The 20,515-nt window shown below is 41.7% G+C and carries 19 protein-coding genes; 12 read left to right on the top strand and 7 right to left on the bottom strand.

Annotation, left to right across the window (positions count from 1 at the left end):
• The first annotated feature begins 11 nt into the window (after positions 1-11).
• Entirely contained in the window at positions 12-227 is a 216-nt protein-coding gene (locus tag MKY18_RS09650) for a hypothetical protein (protein WP_044141204.1), read from the top strand.
• A gap of 40 nt (positions 228-267) precedes the next feature.
• Here the strand turns inward: MKY18_RS09650 and MKY18_RS09645 are convergent, their stop codons facing one another.
• Positions 268-741, bottom strand: coding sequence for a hypothetical protein (locus MKY18_RS09645; RefSeq protein ID WP_003216069.1), 474 nt, complete (start codon positions 739-741; stop codon positions 268-270).
• Positions 742-827: 86 nt separating this feature from the next.
• Here MKY18_RS09645 and rarD point away from each other — a divergent pair, with 86 nt between their 5' ends.
• The 4 genes from rarD (at position 828) to bshB2 (ending at position 3,133) form a co-directional block, all read left to right on the top strand.
• Positions 828-1,742 carry an EamA family transporter RarD gene (gene rarD / locus MKY18_RS09640; RefSeq protein ID WP_044141205.1) on the top strand — a complete coding sequence of 305 codons (915 nt, stop codon included), beginning with the start codon at positions 828-830 and terminating at the stop codon, positions 1,740-1,742.
• 78 nt (positions 1,743-1,820) lie between these two features.
• Positions 1,821-2,102: a hypothetical protein gene (locus MKY18_RS09635; protein WP_003215525.1), complete on the top strand. Its 282-nt coding sequence runs from the start codon at positions 1,821-1,823 to the stop codon at positions 2,100-2,102.
• Positions 2,099-2,449, top strand: coding sequence for a YojF family protein (locus tag MKY18_RS09630; protein ID WP_342497498.1), 351 nt, complete (start codon positions 2,099-2,101; stop codon positions 2,447-2,449). Before MKY18_RS09635 ends, MKY18_RS09630 begins: the two co-directional genes overlap by 4 nt.
• A gap of 18 nt (positions 2,450-2,467) precedes the next feature.
• Positions 2,468-3,133 (top strand): bacillithiol biosynthesis deacetylase BshB2, encoded by a 666-nt coding sequence (gene bshB2 / locus MKY18_RS09625; RefSeq protein WP_012010261.1) that lies wholly within the window; start codon positions 2,468-2,470, stop codon positions 3,131-3,133.
• A gap of 46 nt (positions 3,134-3,179) precedes the next feature.
• Here bshB2 and MKY18_RS09620 read toward each other — a convergent pair whose 3' ends face one another.
• Positions 3,180-4,541 carry an MATE family efflux transporter gene (locus MKY18_RS09620; RefSeq protein WP_113768484.1) on the bottom strand — a complete coding sequence of 454 codons (1,362 nt, stop codon included), beginning with the start codon at positions 4,539-4,541 and terminating at the stop codon, positions 3,180-3,182.
• Between the two features lie 58 nt (positions 4,542-4,599).
• On the bottom strand, positions 4,600-4,725 hold the full coding sequence (locus MKY18_RS09615; RefSeq protein ID WP_258395179.1) for a hypothetical protein: 126 nt from the start codon (positions 4,723-4,725) through the stop codon (positions 4,600-4,602).
• Positions 4,726-4,803: 78 nt separating this feature from the next.
• On the opposite strand from MKY18_RS09615, the gene cdaS reads away from it, so the two are divergent.
• From cdaS to odhB, 7 genes are all read left to right on the top strand, one after another.
• Positions 4,804-5,430 carry a sporulation-specific diadenylate cyclase CdaS gene (gene cdaS / locus MKY18_RS09610; RefSeq protein WP_113768483.1) on the top strand — a complete coding sequence of 209 codons (627 nt, stop codon included), beginning with the start codon at positions 4,804-4,806 and terminating at the stop codon, positions 5,428-5,430.
• Between the two features lie 404 nt (positions 5,431-5,834).
• Positions 5,835-7,130 carry a peptidoglycan endopeptidase gene (locus MKY18_RS09605; protein ID WP_185108864.1) on the top strand — a complete coding sequence of 432 codons (1,296 nt, stop codon included), beginning with the start codon at positions 5,835-5,837 and terminating at the stop codon, positions 7,128-7,130.
• A gap of 75 nt (positions 7,131-7,205) precedes the next feature.
• Entirely contained in the window at positions 7,206-7,784 is a 579-nt protein-coding gene (locus MKY18_RS09600; protein ID WP_106065440.1) for a superoxide dismutase family protein, read from the top strand.
• 89 nt (positions 7,785-7,873) lie between these two features.
• Positions 7,874-8,752, top strand: a complete 879-nt coding sequence (locus MKY18_RS09595) for a MoxR family ATPase (RefSeq protein ID WP_003215912.1) — start codon at positions 7,874-7,876, stop codon at positions 8,750-8,752.
• A gap of 11 nt (positions 8,753-8,763) precedes the next feature.
• On the top strand, positions 8,764-10,680 hold the full coding sequence (locus tag MKY18_RS09590) for a VWA domain-containing protein (RefSeq protein ID WP_065098195.1): 1,917 nt from the start codon (positions 8,764-8,766) through the stop codon (positions 10,678-10,680).
• Between the two features lie 224 nt (positions 10,681-10,904).
• Positions 10,905-13,739, top strand: coding sequence for a 2-oxoglutarate dehydrogenase E1 component (gene sucA, locus MKY18_RS09585; protein WP_106065437.1), 2,835 nt, complete (start codon positions 10,905-10,907; stop codon positions 13,737-13,739).
• A gap of 14 nt (positions 13,740-13,753) precedes the next feature.
• Positions 13,754-15,010, top strand: a complete 1,257-nt coding sequence (gene odhB, locus MKY18_RS09580; RefSeq protein WP_342497497.1) for a 2-oxoglutarate dehydrogenase complex dihydrolipoyllysine-residue succinyltransferase — start codon at positions 13,754-13,756, stop codon at positions 15,008-15,010.
• Positions 15,011-15,044: 34 nt separating this feature from the next.
• On the opposite strand, the gene MKY18_RS09575 is transcribed toward odhB, so the two are convergent.
• From MKY18_RS09575 to MKY18_RS09560, 4 genes are all read right to left on the bottom strand, one after another.
• The gene (locus MKY18_RS09575) at positions 15,045-15,995 is read right to left on the bottom strand and encodes a bile acid:sodium symporter family protein (RefSeq protein WP_106067071.1); all 951 of its coding nucleotides are present in this window, start codon (positions 15,993-15,995) and stop codon (positions 15,045-15,047) included.
• A gap of 146 nt (positions 15,996-16,141) precedes the next feature.
• Positions 16,142-16,963: a superoxide dismutase gene (locus MKY18_RS09570; protein WP_065098192.1), complete on the bottom strand. Its 822-nt coding sequence runs from the start codon at positions 16,961-16,963 to the stop codon at positions 16,142-16,144.
• Positions 16,956-18,830, bottom strand: a complete 1,875-nt coding sequence (locus tag MKY18_RS09565) for a prenyltransferase/squalene oxidase repeat-containing protein (protein ID WP_113768480.1) — start codon at positions 18,828-18,830, stop codon at positions 16,956-16,958. Before MKY18_RS09565 ends, MKY18_RS09570 begins: the two co-directional genes overlap by 8 nt.
• 102 nt (positions 18,831-18,932) lie before the next feature.
• Positions 18,933-20,417, bottom strand: a complete 1,485-nt coding sequence (locus tag MKY18_RS09560) for an aldehyde dehydrogenase family protein (protein ID WP_065098190.1) — start codon at positions 20,415-20,417, stop codon at positions 18,933-18,935.
• Between the last annotated feature and the right edge of the window lie 98 nt (positions 20,418-20,515).

Raw genomic sequence — 20,515 nt, 5'->3', positions numbered from 1 at the left:
AGGAGAAATGCATGTACCCTCATACTCCGTATTTCCGAGGCGGCGCCCCTGGCATTCCGCCATATGAATCCAGAGTCCCTTTGTTTTTTGGTTTTGGCGCTCCTTTAGTCGGCGGACTGCTTGGCGGATTTTTAGGAAGTGCGATTTTTAATTATCCCCGTCCCTATTACCCACCACCACCGCCTGTTCCACCACCTTATGGCGGAGGATATCCACCATACTATTAAGAAAAAAGAGTAAGCCTGCTTCTATATCAAAGCAGGCTTTTTATAATGGAATATCGATTTCAGAAATCCCCGGATCATCATGCTTTAAAAACATAATCTCCAAAATACCGTCCTGATACGAAGCCTTCGTTCCTTTTCTTTTGACAGCAGCAGGGAGGACGACTTTCTTCTGCGTGCCTTCCTCAGGAAAATGATCAATAAACAGCAGGTTGGCTGTATGTTTGATTTTTACTTTTTCTGTGCTCGGCCGAGCAAGCTCAATCTTAACGAACACGTGATCAGTGGTTTCGAACACTTCCACTTCGGGTTCTTTTTCTTTTTTGACGTCTGTTTCTCTCGTTTTTTGATGTTGAGAGAGTGGGTCCTGAAAAGGGAACTGAGCAGGATAATTGGATCCGAATACACTTTCCATCACTTGATTGACGTACTGCTCGACGTCTTTAGGGTCTGAATTCTTTAAGGCTTCTTTTGAAAATTGCTTTTGAAAAGGGAATAATCGGTTCCAGTCAAACATGCAAATCATCCTTTCTAAATGCCCTGAATTAGTATATGCCCATTCGCTTGAGTGCGTGCTATAATATACGATAGGTTTAGAAAGGAATGGTTAGATTGAACGAACAACAGCAATCAAAAGGTGTTCTCTACACGGCAGCATCTTTTACATTATGGGGATTATTCCCGTTATATTGGAAACTGATGGAACATATTTCGTCAGGCGAAATTTTAGCGCACAGAATTTTATGGTCATTTGTTTTTATGTGCGGTATTCTTCTGTATTTAAAACAAGTCCGGCCGGCAATGCAGACAGTGAAGGGTCTCATGCTCGATGGTAAGGCACTTTTTTCATTACTATTATCTGCTATTTTAATATCGGTTAACTGGTATGTGTACATTTGGGCAGTCAACCATCATCTTATGCTAGAAGCTAGTTTAGGGTATTATATTAATCCGCTTGTCTCTGTTTTACTAGGGATCATTTTCTTGAAAGAGCGGCTCAATAAATTACAAACCGTTGCGATTCTAATTGCCGCCGCTGGGGTGATTCTTTCTACGATTCAGTACGGTTCATTTCCTGTCGTTGCAATATTACTTGCCTTTAGCTTCGGTTTTTATGGATTGATTAAAAAAAGAATGAGCTTCACGAGTGCCATTGGTTTGACAATTGAAACGCTGCTTCTAGCCCCGGCAGCTCTTGTGTACTTATTGTTCTTCTTAAAAGAACCTGTGGTGACAATGAATCCTAACAGCTTCGGATCGCTTGGTCTCTTATTCTTTGCAGGGGTCTTTACTGCGGTGCCGCTTCTTTTATTCTCTGAAGGGGCAAAAAGAATTCCTCTTTATCAAGTGGGCATTTTGCAATACATTGCACCAACGATTACGCTGTTTTTGGGGTTGTTTGTGTATCACGAGCATTTATCTTCAGCTAAAATCGTGACGTTTCTTTGTATCTGGGTGGCGATTTTATTGTTTACGACCTCTCAATTACGCATGAAAAAAACAGCGAATTCTCATTAAGTCCTACGAGCAGTTTGCTTTTTTTTGAAGGCGGATCATGTCATAATAAGTTGTTACCAAAACTGTAGAGGTGATTACATGTCATCAGCCAATGAGCTTACAGCTGCTTATCAATCTTTATGGAAAAATCGTCAGCTTGATGTCGATGATATGTCTTCTTTACACGAGGCAATATGTGATGATTTAAGCGATGCGCGCACTCATCCGAGGGCGAGAAAATCATTTCATCAAAAATATGTACTCGCTGTAGAGAGAATATTAGAAAGTGGGCTTCGGCATGATCATCAGCTGCAGCTGATCAGCTTACATACAAAAAAGCTGCGCGAATTAATTCAAAATGAAGGAAGGAACCACTCATGAAACCAATTCAAACGGAAGATGTCACAGCATATCTTGAATCGTTTTTAAATCGTCCAGTCTTCGTTCATCTTGAAACGACCACTGGTTCTTATTCAGCTCATGTAAATGAACAAAATATGACGGTCGTTGCCTATATCCGCAATGCGAAAGTCGTCTATTCACAGGCGAAAATAAAAGGACAAGGTCCGTACCGTGTTGGAATGAAAACAGAAGATGGCTGGATTTATGCAGAAGGATTAACCGATTATGAGTTTGATGACCATGGCCGCCTGCTGTTAGCAGGGCACTTGCCAGACGGGAAACTAGCGATCTCATTACAAATTAGTGAAACACCATTTCAGGTGTAGAAGAAAGGGTGACGAGTCATGAATGAACATGTACTAGTGATGCTGCCTCACCCAGATGATGAATCGTTTGGGGTTGCAGGTCTCATTGCACAAAGCAGAAAACGCGGCATCCCAGTCACGTATGCATGCGGGACACTTGGGGAAATGGGCAGAAATATGGGCAGCCCAACATATGCCAATCGCGAAACACTTCCTGAGTTAAGAAAACAGGAATTAATCAATGCCTGCAAAGAAATGGATATCACAGACTTACGTATGCTTGGACTTCGTGATAAAACATTGGAATTTGAAGACGACGAGTATTTAGCTGATGTGATGGAAACCATCATTGATGAAGTCAAACCGACACTGATTGTGACGTTTTATCCTGGACACGGTGTACACCCTGATCATGATGCGACAGGGGAAGCAGTTATTCGCGCTCTTTACCGTAAGAAAAAAGAAGACCGTCCTGTCACATACTGCATGGCCATTACGAAAAATAGAGAAGAAGTGCTGGGTAATGCAGACATTACGATCGACATTACAGATGTAGCAGATATCAAATTAAATGCACTGAGAGCACATAGAACGCAAACAGAAGGCATGCTGAGAGAGCTTGAACAGAAGCTGAAAAACAAAGAACCTGTTGTTCAAAAATGGTTCGATGAAGAAATTTTCTGGACGTATCAATGGAATGACTAAATAAAAAAGCAGCTGACATCGATCAGCTGCTTTTTTTGTGTCGTATTTAGTGATTGGGCGCTTGCTGAAGCAATCGTTTTTCCATCAATCTGAGACGGATAAAGAGGACAATGGCACCTGCGGCAAGTCCGGCAATGAGACCAATCCAATAGCCAAATGCTCCAAATGAAGTATAGGTGCCAATCAGATAGCCGGAAGGAAGACCGATCACCCAGTATGAAACAAATGCGGCAATGAGCGTATAGTTCACATCTTTATAGCCCCGCAGTGCCCCTTGAATGGGTGCAGCAATGGCATCTGACAGCTGGAAAAAGATCGCATAAATCAAAAAGTGCTGTGTCATTTGTAAAACAGCCGATTCAGCTGTGTATAAACCAGCAATCTCTGGTCTAAATAATAAAATGAGTGCTGCCGTACACAAGGAGAATAATACCGCCGTTCCAATTCCGATATAGCTATAGCTTTGCGCGTCTTTATAACGCTTGGCACCGGCTTCAAACCCAACGACAATCGTTAAAGCCATCGAGATACTGAGCGGTAAAATATATAAGATAGAAGCAAAGTTCATTGCAGCCTGGTGACTTGCAATCGTCACAGTATCAAAGTGACCCATTAATAGTGTGACTGCTGCAAAGATACTCGTTTCAAAAAAGATCGCAAACCCGATAGGAAGACCGATTTTCAGTATTTGTCCCATACGGGAGATATTGATTCGAGGCAGTTTTTGAAACAAACGAAATGAGGCAAATGGTTCTGCTTTCATGACAATACAAATACTCATGATGAAAATCGCCCAATATGTCATCGCAGAAGCAAGACCAGCTCCCGCGCCGCCAAGCTTTGGGAAGCCGAAATTCCCAAAAATAAATACATAGTTTAAAACAAAGTTAATAGGAAGTGCTGTTAACGTGATGAACATCGTTACACGTGTTTTCCCTAATGCATCAATAAATGACCTGAGCACCGAATAACCAAACAGCGGGATGATACCAAAAGCAAGAAAACTTAAGAAATGCCGCGCAATATCTTCTACGGATTGCTCAAGTCCAAGTCCCCCTAATACGTAAGGGATGCTAATTGTTCCAATAGCAATCACACAGATACTTAAAAGAAAGGATAAATAAAGCGCCTGAAAGACAGCCTTGGGAACATCCTTTTTATGCCCTGCGCCCATCAGTTGAGCGACAATTGGCGTAACGGCCATTAATATACCAGCAAGCCCTGTATAAACGGGTGTCCAAATACTTGAACCGATCGCAACACCCGCAAGGTCTTCTGCACTCACTTTTCCAGACATCACAGTGTCTAAAAACGTAATAAGCGAAAGACCCGCTTGAGTGATTAAAATCGGAATTAAAATGGTTAAAAATAGTGTCACCTTGGCTCGAATGCTATTTGTTTCTCTCATCATAAGTTCCTCTCTGAACAGAAATAACGAGAGGATTATATCATGCTATGTAAAAAAATCAATTCTCTGTCGGATTATTTTTCTTAGTTGGCTTCGTTTTTTTAAACATTTGGGCATAAATAAAGGAAAGACTGACAACACCTAAAATGCTGCAAGCATATTGAATCACTTTCTGAATGGTCATATTAAGTCACCTCCATAACAATAGAATGCGCATAACTTGTTATTTTATGACAACGAAAAGGAGGAGGGAAAAGGTCCAATGATCAATCGTACGAATGAAGAAGTCCAATTTAAAGTGGGCATGAGAACACACTTGATGAAAATCATGAAGGATGCAAGTGACATTATCGATTCCCTTGATGAGATTGAGCAATGTCTACTTTGTGATCTCGAATCATTACATGATGAGTTTAATGAAATGCATGCAGAGGCTTCCTCGTTTTATTTGCAATCGTATATGGAAGAATTCACACCTGGATTTGCGCAATTTTCGTTAGCCATTGAGAACTTATCAAAACAAAAGCACGGGGCACTGATTGTGATTCAAAGGCGGGATGAGGTCGAGGATTTTATTCAAAAAGGGACAAATCTTCATGCGAAAATTAGTGCTTCATTAATAGAAAGTATTTTCTACCCAGGAAATCCACTTCATGATGGTGCTCTTTTAGTCAAAGAAAATACACTTGTATCTGCGGCAAATGTGCTGCCGCTTACTTCAAAAAAAGTCAGTCCTTCTCTCGGGACAAGACACAGGGCTGCGATCGGACTCTCTGGTATGACCGATGCACTTGTTCTCGTCGTTTCAGAGGAAACGGGAAAAATGTCATTTGCGAAAGAAGGAATCCTTTATCCGCTCACTGTAAAAGAACCTGAAATAAGGAAATAAAAATGAATCGCTGCATTCTTCATTCGGAAGAATGCTTTTTTCATTCAAGGAGAAAAAACAGGCAATTGAGTAAAAAGTCATTTGATACAGAAAAATTTGTCATGTAGAATAGAACTATGAAACTAGCAGCGTGCTTGTTTTGACAAATTTCTAAACGTCAACTTAAAAATTCCTTAAAAAATGTTTATAAATAAAGCAAACTGCCGATAGAAACGATATGGCTTTGTTTTAGCATTTTGAGTTGACTGCTTTAGCCTATTTGTTATTGCCCAACGTCTACATGTCTAGTAATATAATAGAAATAAAGATAAAATAGTGCAAGAGAAGCAGAATCATTAAATGCCAAACTTAAAACTAGTACATAAGTCTTATTGAATGAAATCATGAAAGGCGGAGATTCATCTATGAAGAAAAAAGTAGTAACCGGCCTCACAGTTTCAGCGATCGCTGGCTCAGCTGTGTTTGCTGCACCGGCAGAAGCACAGACGATCAAGGTGAAAAGCGGTGACTCACTTTGGAAGATTGCCGAACAGTACAATACAAGTATTTCGGAGCTTCAATCTCTTAATCAACTAAAAACGACGATGATTTTTGCAGGACAAAGCTTGAAAATTCCTGGCGCAAAAAGCAAAAAATCTAGCTCGTCAACTGGATCAAAAGCAACGAAATCAAATGCTTCAACGACATCAAGCTACACTGTAAAGCTTGGAGATTCTTTATGGCTCATTGCAAAAAATCATAAAATGTCAGTCGCAAGTTTGAAAAGTCTAAACAGCTTAAACAGTGACTTAATTCGTCCTGGACAAAAGCTAAAGGTATCTGGAAGCACGAAGACAAGCGGGGGCCAGTCATCAAACTCCTCTTCAAATTCCAGCACAAACAATAAGACAACGAACTCAAATAGTTCATCATCAAGTACATACAAGGTCAAATTAGGGGATTCTCTCTGGAAAATTGCGAATTCGCTCAATATGTCGATTGGTGAAATCAAAACATTGAATGGGATAAAATCTGATATGATTTATCCAAATCAAGTATTGAAAGTAAAAGGGACGGCTACATCAAAACCAAGTCAGCCGAAAGCACCTGCTAAACCAAGCAACCCGCCTTCAAATGGGAAAGCGACATCTTATACTGTAAAATCAGGCGATTCTTTATGGAAAATTGCGAATCAATTTAAAGTGCAAGTTCAATCCATCCGTACAGCTAACAGCTTAAAAAGTGATGTGCTTAGAATTGGACAAGTTCTCAAAATTAATGGTGCAGCTTCAGGGTCGAATGGTTCTACGTCTAACGGTTCGACAACACCGGTCAATAATAACAAAAATGATGTGCCGATGAATGCAAAAATCACGACGATGATCCAAGAAGGGAAAAAGCTGACAGGCATTCCTTACAGATGGGGCGGCAATACACCATCTGGATTTGACTGCAGCGGCTTTGTTTATTACCTCATTAATAAAGTTTCGTCTGTATCCAGATTAAGCACAGCAGGCTACTGGAGTATGATGAAACCTGTGAGCACACCTCAAGTTGGCGATTTTGTTTATTTCACAACGTACAAAGCGGGTCCATCTCATATGGGGCTATACCTTGGCGGAGGAGATTTCCTTCATGCAAGTGACAGCGGTGTGGGGATCTCGAACTTAAGCAACTCATATTGGAAAAAAGCCTACTTAGGTGCAAAACGTTTCTTCTAAAAAAGCCGATTTTCGGCTTTTTTTGTTTGCCTATTGATCAGGTTGTCCATACTGATATCAAAAGGGGGCAGTCATATGAAAAAGTCAATGTGGTTGATCATGATGTGTCTGGTCTTTGTCGCAACAGCATGTCATGCACCGCCGAAAAAAGAGACGACAGAAGAAACCATTGAAGTTGCAGCGCCTAAACAAGCACCAGTTACCACGTCACTCATCAATGAAAACGGCCAAAAAATAGGAAGTATCGAAGTAAGAGACTCCTCAGAAAACGGACTGGATTTACATGTGAAAGCGAAAAATCTGCCGCCAGGTCCTCATGGCTTCCATATTCACGAAACAGGAAGATGTGAAGCGCCAGATTTTGAAACGGCAGGGGCTCACTTTAATCCAACACACCGGGAGCATGGCTTTGATAACCCAAAAGGCCACCATGCTGGAGATATGCCTAATTTAGAAGTTGGGGCAGATGGACAAATTGATGTTGTCGTGAATGTACCAGATGTGACGTTAAAGGGAGGATCGAACCAATTAATCGATCAAAATGGGCGTAGCTTTATCATTCATGCAGAAGCAGATGATTACTTAAGCAACCCTTCTGGAAACTCAGGGAAACGCATCGCATGCGGAGCGATCACAAAAGAAATGGTAAAATAACAGATGTCTAGCCTTTATGTATTGAGTGCATAAAGGTTTTTTTAGTATACTTGGTGAGGAAAATGATCGAAGAGAGGAATTAATCACACATGTTTAACGAACAATCACTCCCAGAAGAAATTCAAGCAATGATTGAAGCAAAAGCAAAAGGACTAGAAGAAGAATTCCGTCCGCTTATTGGAACAGGCGGCTATGAATCACAGGATACGTCTATCATACAAGATGCGATGATTGCACTAGCACTCGGCAAAAACGTTCTTTTAAAAGGGCCGACCGGTTCAGGTAAAACAAAACTAGCAGAAACTTTATCTGCTTTCTTTCAGCAGCCGATGCACAGTGTGAACTGCTCGGTTGATCTTGATGCAGAAAGCTTGATTGGCTATAAAACCATTCACAATGATGGTCAAGTTGCTTCTATTGAATTTATTGAAGGACCCGTAACGAAAGCAATGAAAAAAGGCCATCTTTTATATATTGATGAAATCAACATGGCAAAGCCAGAAACTCTGCCTATTTTAAACGGTGTACTCGACTACAGAAAAATGATGACAAATCCATTTACAGGAGAGGTCGTTCGAGCAGATGAAGGCTTTGGCGTGATAGCGGCAATCAACGAAGGCTATGTCGGCACAGTGCCTCTAAATGAAGCGTTAAAAAACCGTTTTGTTGTCATTGACGTTCCATATATCGGCGGCGGCATCTTAAAGGATGTACTGCAATCTCAATCTGTATTAAAGGATGAACGTTTAATCGATCAATTCGTGCAGCTCTCATCAGACCTCATTACACAGGCACACAACGGGCAGGTAAGTGAAGAAGCAGCATCCATTCGCGCACTTCTAGACACATGTGATCTTGCGCAATACATCCCGCCGCTTCGTGCAGTTGAACGAGGGATTGTTGAAAAGCTAGAAGATGACCGGGAAAAAGCAGCGGTAAGAAATATTGCCCAAACATTATTCGAGTGAGGTTCTGAGTTTTGAAATTCATCAAATTTAATGACAGCAGAATCGATTCATTTTTATTTATGGAATTAACGGATTTAGCCAAAACGTTAGCAAAAAGTGATGATGTCGAGCTTGAATACGGGGTGCAGTCCTACTATGATCCTTTTGAAAAGAAAATTTTCATCAGTCATTTTTGGGATGACCGTAAACAAGAAGACATGACAACCGGACTGAAAAGTGATGTATTCCTCCGTGCAGTTGGAACCGTTTATAGTGATCTGACTGTCTTTCAGGAAATCATTCGCTATGCTCATACAATGTCCATTCCTGACCTGTGTAAACAATTGTTTATGCTCTTTGAAGATATCCGGATTGAAGAGCAGATTAAACGAGACCGCCCAGGAACAAAAAAGGTATTTAAACGAAGAAGAGAACTGTACCGGCGTCATTTTAAGACGCAATTAACGATTAACCAAGAGCGGAGCATTTTAACGGATGCACTCTATTGTGCAATGTATGTGAAGCTGACAGCGGATTCACCGCTAGAAGAAATTCCGCCTCTTCACGAGCGGATCAACCCAATGATTCCATTTATTGAATCAAGTCTTGAGCGTGTATATGAAGCGCGTTCAACCGGAGATATCGCAGTCATCGTCAAAGAATTAATGGAAGGCTTTGATGAGCTTCTTGATAAAGATATGCTGAATACGTACTTTTTCTTCCCAGAATTGGACTATGAAAAAGCGGCAAAAGAACCGCTGTTTCATGACTTAAAAAGAAAACCTAAATTAAGTGAAGACATCAAAGTCGACCGGGAAAAAGAGGGCGATGAAGACATCCACCAAGAGTATATGGAAGTGTGGCATCGAGAAACAGAAGCGCCGTCAAAAAGCTTCCTTCAATTTGATTTAGAGCACGGCGGGAAAAGTGATCTCGGGAAGGATGCAGCAAGAGAAGGCGATGACGGAGATCAAGCACTTGGCACTGTCCAAGGCTCTGCCAAGCAGACTCACCGAAAAGATTATTCAAAGCTTGAGGCGCTGGAAGAGGCTGAAGGCGAGGAAAGCGGAGCGGATGCTCATGAGAATGGAAAAGAGAACAAATACGCGTTTCCAGTCATGATGTCACCAGATCCTCCCGCGCCAGAACAAATTGTTGTATACAAGCAGCACGCCAAGGAGATTGAGCCTTATCAGAAACGGTTAAAACAGATGATTCAAAAAACGCTCGAACATAAAAAAACATGGCCAAAAACGGATCTTCATGCAGGACGTCTGAGTAAAAAGCTCATTCGTTACTTTACAGAGTCGAATCCGCGTCTTTTCTATAAAAAACAGGCACCTTCTTCGGAGATTGATGCTGTTTTCACTTTATTAGTGGATTGTTCTGCCAGCATGTTTGACAAGATGGATGAGACGAAAAAAGGCATTGTTCTATTTCATGAAGCCTTAAAGTCCGTTCAAGTCCCACATCAAATTGTGGGGTTTTGGGAAGATACAAACGATGCATCAGAAACAAGTCAGCCGAACTATTTCAACACAGTCGTGTCGTTCAAAGATTCTTTATTTGATGCAGGTCCTTCCATTATGTCTCTTGAACCAGAAGAGGATAACCGGGATGGCTATGCAATTCGCCAAATGACAAAAATGATATTAAAACGAAGAGAAGAGCAAAAGTTTCTCATTGTTTTTTCCGACGGAGAGCCAGCTGCATTCAGCTACGAACAAAATGGGATCGTCGATACACATGAAGCAGTTCTTGAGGCGAGGAAAAAAGGCATTGAGGTAATCAATGTGTTTTTATCCAATTCACCGATCGAAGAAGCGCAGATGAAAACCATTCAAGATATGTATGGCAAGTTCAGCATTTTTGTACCAGATGTCGATACATTGCCAGATGTTTTATATCCATTACTGAAGAAATTACTGCATAAAAGCATTGGGGCATAAGGTTTTGCCCCTTTCTTCAAAATATTTTTCGGAATGATTTAAATTTTTTGTTTTTCTGTGAATTTTTTATCTTTAATTGAACAAAGAATGTAGAAAGTAATCCGAAACAGTGGTAGAATATTATTGGAAGCGTTTTATTACATAAATTTGGTCATTGTGTTCTGGAAGTTATATCGAGATAGTGTTCAATCACTTGATGATCAAAGTTGGGGGTAGTGTTCAAAATGTTTCAAAATGATGTGAAACAACCGTTGAGTTGGGAAGAATTTCATGGTCCGAACCTCGGCTATGTGCTCGAGCTCTACGATCAGTATGTCCAGGATCCTACTAGTGTTGATGAAGATCTAAGAGGCATATTTGATGAACTTGGTGCACCACCGAGTGAAATGAAGGAGGAAATTGGGAAAAAAGAAAATAGCGTAGTTACTTCTGAACAAATCCAAAAGATAGCATCAGTCGTTAAACTGGCAGAAGACATCAGAACGTATGGCCATTTAAATGCTTCCGTCAATCCTCTTCGCAAAGAAAAGGAATTACAAGAGCTGTTTCCTTTAAAGGAATACGGTTTAACAGAAGATGACGTCAAGAATATTCCAATCTCTATTATTAGTCCTGACGCACCAAAACACATTTCAAACGGCATAGAAGCCATTAACCATTTGAGAAATACGTATAAGCGTACCATTTCATTTGAGTTTGATCACGTACATGATTTCGAAGAACGGAACTGGCTCTCAAAATCAATCGAGTCTGGTGAACTATTTAAGAAAAAACCAGCCGATAAACTAGTTTCTGTATTCAAGAGATTAACAGAAGTTGAGCAGTTCGAACAATTTCTTCATAAAACATTTGTTGGGCAAAAGCGCTTCTCGATAGAAGGTTTAGACGCACTTGTCCCAGTACTTGATGAAATTATTTCAGAGTCTGTTACACAAGGGACTTCAAATATTAACATTGGAATGGCACACAGAGGCCGTTTAAATGTATTAGCACATGTGTTAGGAAAACCATATGAGATTATTTTCTCAGAATTCCAGCATGCGCCAAATAAAGAGCTTGTTCCATCAGAAGGCTCTATTGGCATCAGCTACGGTTGGACAGGTGATGTAAAGTACCATCTTGGAGCAGATCGTCAAATTAAAGACGAAGATACAAAGAGTGCGAGAGTCACGCTTGCTAATAACCCAAGTCACCTGGAATTCATTGATCCAATCATTGAAGGAAGCACACGTGCTGCTCAGGAATTACGTACTCAAAAGGGCTATCCAGTACAAGACGTTGAAAAGGCATTAGCCATCTTAATTCATGGTGATGCGGCATTTCCTGGAGAAGGAATTGTGGCAGAAACATTAAATTTAAGTCAACTTGTAGGCTATCAAGTTGGTGGAACCATCCATATCATTGCAAACAATATGATCGGGTTCACAACGGAAAGCAATGAATCTCGTTCGACGAAATATGCAAGTGACCTTGCAAAAGGGTTTGAGATTCCAATTGTTCACGTCAATGCAGATGATCCGGAAGCATGTTTAGCGGCTGTTCAATTAGCTGTAGAATACCGCAAACGCTTTAAGAAGGATTTCTTAATTGACTTGATTGGTTACCGCAGATACGGTCATAACGAAATGGATGAGCCTTCTACAACTCAGCCAATGCTATATGATGCAGTCAGAAAGCATAAAACGGTCAAGAATATCTTTGCAGATAAACTTGTCACAGAAGGTCTTCTGACAAAAGAACAACGAGAAGAAATCGAGCAGGCTGTAGCGACAAGAATAGAAGAAGCCTATCAAAAGGTGCCTTCAAAGAAAGAGCATACGATTCAAGAAATTGAACTGCCAGAACCAGTATCAAATGGCTTCCCAGCAGTGGATACATCCGTAGAGTTTGATGTATTACGAAAGCTGAATGAAGAATTGATCAGCTGGCCGGACGATTTCCAAGTATTTGGTAAGCTTAAACGGATCCTTGAAAAACGTGCAAAAGTGTTTACAGATGACCGTAAAGTAGAATGGTCACTTGGGGAAGCACTTGCATTTGCATCTATATTAAAAGACGGTACGCCAATTCGAATGACCGGACAGGATTCAGAGCGCGGTACTTTTGCTCAAAGAAACCTTGTTCTTCACGACAGTCAAACTGGAGATGAATTTATTGCTCTTCATGAGCTGAGTGATGCAAACGCATCATTTACTGTTCATAATAGTCCACTGTCAGAGGGCTCAGTCATCGGGTTTGAATATGGTTATAATGTCTATTCTCCTGAAACGTTAGTCATTTGGGAGGCTCAATTTGGAGACTTCGCAAATGCGGCTCAAGTGTATTTCGATCAATTTATTTCAGCTGGACGCGCAAAATGGGGACAAAAATCAGGTCTAGTGATGCTCTTGCCTCATGGATATGAAGGACAAGGTCCTGAGCATTCAAGTGGAAGAACAGAGCGATTCCTGCAATCAGCTGCTGAGAATAACTGGACAGTGGCGAACTTGACTAGTGCAGCGCAATACTTCCACATTCTTAGAAGACAGGCGAAAATGCTGCTTCGTGAAGAGATTCGTCCGCTTGTCATCATGACACCGAAGAGTTTGCTTCGTAACCCGAACACATTGTCTGAAGTCCAGGAATTAACGGATGGACAGTTCCAACCAGTTCTTGAACAACCAGGCCTTGTGCATGATCACGAAAAAGTATCTCGACTCGTGCTATCTAGCGGGAAGGTATCAATCGATATTAGTGATCGTTTTACTCAAATGGAAGAGCCGAAAGATTGGCTTCACATTGCGAGAGTGGAACAACTATATCCATTCCCAGCCAAAGATATTAAAGCGATTTTATCAAAACTAACAAACTTAGAAGAAATCGTATGGGCGCAAGAAGAGCCACAAAATATGGGGGCTTGGGGATACATTGAGCCATATTTACGTGAAATTGCGCCTGAAAAAGTAAAAGTACGTTACATCGGCCGAAGAAGACGTTCAAGTACGGCTGAGGGTGATCCAACTGTGCATAAAAAAGAACAAGAACGAATTGTATCTGATAGCTTGACTCGCAAAAACTAAGGGGGAAATGAAAAATGGCGGAAATTAAAGTACCTGAATTAGCGGAATCGATCTCGGAAGGAACGATAGCTCAATGGCTAAAGCAGCCGGGCGATTATGTGGAGCAGGGAGAGTACCTGTTAGAACTTGAAACAGATAAAGTCAATGTCGAACTGACAGCAGAAGAATCTGGTGTACTCAAAGAAGTGCTGAAAGGTTCTGGTGACACTGTACAAGTTGGAGAAGTCATCGGAACAATTGCAGCGGGTGAAGCTGGCGGAAGCGAGTCCGCAGCTCCAGCACCTGAGCAAGAGTCTGCACCAGCTCCGAAAGATGAACCGGCAGCTGCTCAAAAAGAAGAAGCAGTGAAAGAAGAGCCGAAATCTGGTAATGGCAGAACTATCGCTTCTCCTGCAGCTAGAAAACTAGCGAGAGAGAAGGGACTAGACTTATCTGAAATTCCAACCGTAGATCCGCTGGGCAGGGTACGAAAGCAGGATGTCGCTTCTTATCAAAAGAATGAAGCACCTGCAAGTGCACCAAAAGCCGCGCCAAAAGCAAATGCTGCGGTGCAAAATGAACAACCAGGAAAGCCAATTGAACGTGAGAGAATGTCGCGCCGCAGACAAACGATTGCAAAACGTTTAGTTGAGGTTCAGCAAACGGCTGCAATGCTGACGACATTTAATGAAGTAGATATGACGGCTGTGATGGACTTAAGAAAACGCCGTAAAGATGCCTTCCTTGAACAAAATGATGTAAAGCTTGGCTTCATGTCTTTCTTCACAAAAGCAGTTGTAGCAGCACTGAAGAAATATCCGCTGCTTAACGCAGAAATTCAAGGTGATGAGCTCGTCTTGAAGAAATTCTATGACATCGGCATCGCTGTTGCTGCTAACGAAGGACTTGTCGTACCGGTTGTCCGTGATGCAGACAGATTGTCGTTTGCAGGGATTGAAAAGGAAATTGGTCATCTTGCGAAAAAAGCACGAGATAATAAATTATCTCTAAATGAGCTGCAAGGTGGATCATTCACGATCACAAACGGCGGAACATTTGGTTCACTGCTTTCGACACCAATTTTAAACAGCCCTCAAGTTGGAATTTTAGGGATGCACAAAATTCAGCTTCGACCTGTGGCAATTGATGAAGAACGTTTTGAGAACCGACCGATGATGTATTTAGCTCTTTCTTACGACCACCGGATTGTCGATGGTAAAGAAGCAGTTGGATTCCTTGTCACGATTAAAAACTTACTTGAAGATCCAGAGCAGCTATTGCTTGAAGGATAATCTTCAATTTGAAAAGCTAGCACCCATTAAGGTGCTAGCTTTTTTTCTTTTCATTTTCAGCATTTCCTCTCTTTGACCAATACGTCGCAAGCCAGGAACCAGATAAATTATGCCACACACTAAAAATGGCACTTGGTACGGCTGCAAGTGGCGAGAAGTGTGCTGTCGCTAGAGCTGCACCAAGTCCAGAGTTTTGCATGCCTACTTCAATCGAGATGGCTCTTCGAGAAGGGATATCCATTTTGCACCACTTTGCAATAAGGTAACCAAATAAAAGACCAAGTCCATTATGTAAGATCACAACGGCCAATATCAGCAGCCCAGATTGAAGAATCTGCTCTTTATTTGCACTAACAACCGCTGCAATGATCACTACAATTCCGGCGACAGATACAAGCGGCAGTGCTTGAACCGCATAGGTCACTTGTTTTTTGAAAAACAATTTAACGATAACGCCTAAGATAATTGGGATCAACACAACTTGTACAATTGACAAAAATAGCGCTTCTGGCGATACAGGTAACCATGATCTTGCAAAGAGTAAAATAAAGACAGGTGTTAAAAATGGAGCAAGAAGGGTCGATAAGGTGGTGACGGCTACAGATAATGCCGTATTTCCTTTCGCCAAAAAGGTCATCACATTGGATGCTGTACCGCCTGGGCAGCAGCCCACAAGAATAACGCCTACTGCAATTTCAGAAGGAAGCTGTAATCCGTAAGCTAATAGAAAGGCGATAAGCGGCATGAGTGTGTATTGCGCTAGAACCCCAATCAGCACATAGAGAGGTTTTCGAAACAGCTCTTTAAAATCTTCAGCAGACAGGGTAAGCCCCATCCCAAACATAATAATACCGAGTAAAAAAGGAATATAAGGTCCAATCTTAGAAAATTCGGCAGGAAAGGCAAATCCAAGACACGCAAATAAAATGACCCAAATCGCAAAGGTTCTTCCTGCAAAGTGACTAATGGTTAATAAAATCTTCATTCATTGCTTCAGCTCTCTTTCCTCACATATCTTTCTTATTTTAAATGAATTTTCTGAAAAAACAACCCGTTCTTTTAGTTTTGATAATAATATTATGTAAACTATAAATACTCCATATAAGCAAATGCCTACATGGAGTAGCGTTTTTAAAAAGGGGCCCATTTCACTTGCTGAGCTTGCTTAAGACGTGCTTCTGGCTCACGCCAGTCAACGACATTCCACCAACGATCTACATATGTCGCTTTTTCATTAAGATATTGCAGATAGTAGGCGTGCTCCCATACGTCAAGAGTTAGAAGAGGGATTACATCCCATTGTGATAAAAATTGATGGCGTTCTGCTTGTAAAATCTCTAATCGCTGAGATCTTGGTGCCCATACGAGAATGGCCCATCCAACACCTTCAACTTGTTTGGCTGCAGCTGAAAATTGGGATTTGAATGCATCATAGCTTTCAAACGACTGTTCAATAAGACGAAGCATTTGCCCAGTGGGCTTTTGTTTCCCTGAAGGACTCATAGAAAACCAAAAAATGCAATGTAAATAGTGTCCCGCACCATTGAAGGCAAGCTCCCGTTCCCAATGCTTGATCATTTTAAAATCATTGGTTCTTCTTGCTCTTTTTAAGGCAAGCTCAGCTTGGTTCAGACCATCAACATATGATTGATGATGCTTCTGGTGATGCAAATACATAATCTCTTTTGAAATAAACGGTTCTAATGCATCATAGCGGTACGGGAGAGGGGGTAATTGATGGCCGCCAACTGCAACATCTCGCATTGCATCTTGTGGGATTATATCCTCTGCAATACTTTCAGCCAATTCGTACCACTCTTCTTCACTGGAATGTTCATCATTCATGATGAACGATAAATGTTCTGCTTTCTGACGGATGTTTTCATCTTGAACTGCACCTTGAATGGAGCTAAGCCAATCTTTAAGCTGCATGCGATATTCTTCCTTATTCATTTTTACGCCTCATTTCTTCTAAAAATGTGGAACAAGCCACCATTGGAAAGACAAATGGATAGCTATGATAGGTGATATAAAATTGCTTTGGAAGACCAATGCCTACTGGATAGTGCAAGGCTTCACTCGAGTGCTGATGTTGAATCAAAAATGAGATGGCTTTTAAAATCACTTTGTCATCTGGCTGCACATATTGTAAAAGTGCCTCAGCAGCCCAAGCCGTTTGAACTACTGTCCCAAATGGAAGCGGGACGTACCTTTTAACCTCTGCACTTTTACACGATTCTCCGAAGCTGCCATCTTCTAATTGAATTGTTTTTAAAAATCGACATGCTTTTTGAACAGCAGGATGCGATGAGGAGATGCCAGCAGCCTTTAGTCCTGTTAACGCAGCCCAAGTACCATAAATATAGCAAACGCCCCATCTGCCGAACCACGATCCGTTTTTCTCTTGATGATCAAGCAGCCATTTCACACAATGATCTTTTTGCCTTTGCATGAGTGGTGACTTGTTGTTCTCTTCAAGAGCGATAAGATGGAGCACACGACCTGTAATATCAGGAGTAGAAGGATCAATGGCCGCATCCTCAGCAGATTCGAGCGGGAGATGACGAAGCAAGAAGTGATTTTGATTTTTTTCAAAAGCTGAAAAGCCGCCATCCCGGTTTTGCATGGAAAGAAGCCAATCAAATCCTCGTTTCCACTGAACGGGAGCGTAAGTTTGAGGAATGGCTTTTAACACAATTTGCGTATCATCACAATCTGGGTTATTTGTGTTCAAATCTGAAAAACCAAAGCCTCCCGGAGCCGCATGCCGGTTATGGATCGCCCAATCTGCTTTCTTCATTTGCTGCCGGTTCAGTAAGTACGTAAAAGACTTTTTGATAACTGGATCATCTTGTGTTCTGCCTGCTCGCTGAGAAGCATAACTGACAAGCGCTGTATCCCAAACAGTGGATGTAGAATTCTCAGCATATTTCCTGCACCCACAGTCAGTGACTAGCTGTTTCATCCCTTTGACTGCTTTTAAAATGAGATGATGGCCCGGAGAGTATCCAAGACTCATGAGTGCATAGACCATAAAAATACTGGCACTTAAATAGCTGTACAGCGTGCCATCTTTTTCAAGGCGGTCAAACATATACCCCTTCGCTGCCTCATACCCGAAAAAGTCGAGCCGGCTGTCGAGTGCAGTATACGACCGCATGTATGCTAGAAAGTGGTGAGTGGAACGTTCTTCTCTTGCCATAAACCAGTCAAAAGGATTTTTAGACATGTTTGCATCAAGATGTGCTAAGTTTGGAAACTGTTCATGAGAGGTATATCGTTTGTTGAGTGCGATCATCATTGGGACAAAATGAATTCTTGCATATGCACTAAGATGATAGAAGTGAAGCGGGAAGTATGTAGGGATGAGTAAAAATGAAAGTGGTGCATAGAAGTATGGCCAAGGGTGCATGCCATTGACAGCAAGCATCCACTTTGTCATAAAATGAACGTTCTTCAAGCCGTCATTTGATCGAATAAAATGTGCTGCTTTTTCCATATGCGGCTCATCTTGTTGATACCTGCCTGACACGAGCATTCCACAATAGCCTTGCACAGTCGCGGTTACATGTCCCGCCTGATCATGATACAAAGAAAAAGAACCATCCTCATTTTGCTTTTCGCGTATAGCTTCTGCCAATTGATGAACGAGTGCCTGATCCGAATCGCCGACAGCCTTTAACAGCATAATCAAAAAAGCATTTGTCATCATTGGCCCTTCAAAGCAGAAGACAAAAGCACCATCTTCTCGTTGTCTGCTCTGCAGTTGCATGTGCAATTCATCAATATATTCGTTTACTTTTGTTTTAAAATCTTGCATATTCGGCCATGCTCCTTTCCTTTATTACTATATTCAGGAGCCTGCCTGTCACATGCAATCACAAAAAAGCCGATGACATAGTCACCGGCTTTATAGGCGTCATTAGTCTTGGAGATTAATCCACACACTTTTGACTTCTGTATAGTTGTTAAGAGCGTATGATCCCATTTCTCTGCCTAAACCTGATTGCTTATATCCTCCAAACGGGGAGGCAGCATCAAAGACGTTATAGCAGTTGACCCAAATCGTGCCTGCTTCAAGACGTGCAGCAATATCATGGGCATGCTTTAAGTTTTCTGTCCAAAGTCCTGCGGCTAATCCATAGTCAGACTGGTTGGCTCTTTCGACCACTTCATCAATGGAATCGTAAGGAATCGCAGATAGGACAGGTCCAAAGATTTCTTCTTTTGCGATGGTCATGTCATCTTCTACATCTTTAAAAACAGTAGGGGAGACAAAATAACCAGCCTCATAAGGGCAATCGCCACCGACAACGGCTGTTGCACCTTCTGATTTACCTTTTTCAATATAGCCTAACACGCGCTCGTGCTGTTCTTTACTTACGAGAGGTCCGATTTGCGTATCTTGATGAAGACCGGCTCCTTGTTTGAGGGATGTCGCATATTCAGCCATTTGATCGACAACCTCATCATATTGACTCCGGTGAACAAAGACCCTCGAACCTGCAGAGCATACCTGACCTTGGTTAAACATGACGCCGTTTAAAGCACCTGGAATGGCTTTCTTTAAATCTGCATCTGGTAAAATAATGTTTGGTGATTTTCCGCCAAGTTCTAATGTGACCCTCTTAATGGATTTGGCTGCTTTCTCCATGATGAGTTTCCCAACACTTGTTGACCCCGTGAAGGCAAGCTTATTCACATCAGGGTGATCGGTTAACGCATTCCCGGCTGTTTCGCCAAATCCAGGTACGATGTTAATCACACCTTCTGGGAAGCCGGCTTTATCCACTAATTCAGCTAAATAAAGCGCAGAGAGGGGTGTTTGTTCTGCTGGTTTTAACACGATGGTGCAGCCTGTCGCAAGTGCAGCACCCATTTTCCACATGGCCATAAGCAGCGGGAAGTTCCAAGGTATGATTTGTCCAACAACGCCAACAGGCTCATGACGGGTATAATTAAAGTATCCTTGGCTGACAGGAATGGTTTGCCCACTTATTTTGGTTGTCCAGCCCGCATAATAGCGCATATGCTCGATTGCGAGAGGGATATCTGCATTTGTTGTTTCATTAATTGGTTTTCCGTTATCTAAAGTTTCAAGCTGAGCGAGCTCTTCTAGGTTTTCTTCCATTAAATCAGCAAGCTTAAACATGAGGCGGGCGCGTTCGGCGGCAGACATGGAGCGCCAAGGACCATGAAAGGCTTTTTTGGCTGCTTTTACTGCCTCATCAATGTCTTTTGCACCTGCTTCATATACATCAATAAGGGTTTCACCTGTGGCTGGGTTAGGAGTTGAAAAGGTTTTGTTATCGTGACTTGTGACAAACTGACCATTAATGTAGAGTTTTTTCGTCCCTTGGAGAAAAGATTCGAGTTTTGAACTAATTTGAAGTGTTGTAGAGCTCATAAATAAACAAACCTCCTTAAAGATATGGATTGTTCTGCGAGTTCTAGGTGAAAAAGCGGACCTGAAGCAAATGATCTAGTATACGCACATGGATGTAA

The sequence above is a fragment of the Bacillus sp. FSL R7-0672 genome (genome assembly GCF_038601465.1).
GTDB classification, from domain to species: domain Bacteria; phylum Bacillota; class Bacilli; order Bacillales; family Bacillaceae; genus Bacillus; species Bacillus pumilus.
Note: the sequence above shows the minus strand (reverse complement) of the source record. Positions and strands in the feature narration are given on the sequence as shown.

Coding starts and splice junctions, on each gene's coding strand:
- MKY18_RS09650 (WP_044141204.1), top strand. CDS start 12: ATGTACCCTCATACTCCGTATTTCCGAGGCGGCGCCCCTGGCATTCCG.
- MKY18_RS09645 (WP_003216069.1), bottom strand. CDS start 741: ATGTTTGACTGGAACCGATTATTCCCTTTTCAAAAGCAATTTTCAAAA.
- rarD (WP_044141205.1), top strand. CDS start 828: ATGGTTAGATTGAACGAACAACAGCAATCAAAAGGTGTTCTCTACACG.
- MKY18_RS09635 (WP_003215525.1), top strand. CDS start 1,821: ATGTCATCAGCCAATGAGCTTACAGCTGCTTATCAATCTTTATGGAAA.
- MKY18_RS09630 (WP_342497498.1), top strand. CDS start 2,099: ATGAAACCAATTCAAACGGAAGATGTCACAGCATATCTTGAATCGTTT.
- bshB2 (WP_012010261.1), top strand. CDS start 2,468: ATGAATGAACATGTACTAGTGATGCTGCCTCACCCAGATGATGAATCG.
- MKY18_RS09620 (WP_113768484.1), bottom strand. CDS start 4,541: ATGAGAGAAACAAATAGCATTCGAGCCAAGGTGACACTATTTTTAACC.
- MKY18_RS09615 (WP_258395179.1), bottom strand. CDS start 4,725: ATGACCATTCAGAAAGTGATTCAATATGCTTGCAGCATTTTAGGTGTT.
- cdaS (WP_113768483.1), top strand. CDS start 4,804: ATGATCAATCGTACGAATGAAGAAGTCCAATTTAAAGTGGGCATGAGA.
- MKY18_RS09605 (WP_185108864.1), top strand. CDS start 5,835: ATGAAGAAAAAAGTAGTAACCGGCCTCACAGTTTCAGCGATCGCTGGC.
- MKY18_RS09600 (WP_106065440.1), top strand. CDS start 7,206: ATGAAAAAGTCAATGTGGTTGATCATGATGTGTCTGGTCTTTGTCGCA.
- MKY18_RS09595 (WP_003215912.1), top strand. CDS start 7,874: ATGTTTAACGAACAATCACTCCCAGAAGAAATTCAAGCAATGATTGAA.
- sucA (WP_106065437.1), top strand. CDS start 10,905: ATGTTTCAAAATGATGTGAAACAACCGTTGAGTTGGGAAGAATTTCAT.
- odhB (WP_342497497.1), top strand. CDS start 13,754: ATGGCGGAAATTAAAGTACCTGAATTAGCGGAATCGATCTCGGAAGGA.
- MKY18_RS09575 (WP_106067071.1), bottom strand. CDS start 15,995: ATGAAGATTTTATTAACCATTAGTCACTTTGCAGGAAGAACCTTTGCG.
- MKY18_RS09570 (WP_065098192.1), bottom strand. CDS start 16,963: ATGAATAAGGAAGAATATCGCATGCAGCTTAAAGATTGGCTTAGCTCC.
- MKY18_RS09565 (WP_113768480.1), bottom strand. CDS start 18,830: ATGCAAGATTTTAAAACAAAAGTAAACGAATATATTGATGAATTGCAC.
- MKY18_RS09560 (WP_065098190.1), bottom strand. CDS start 20,417: ATGAGCTCTACAACACTTCAAATTAGTTCAAAACTCGAATCTTTTCTC.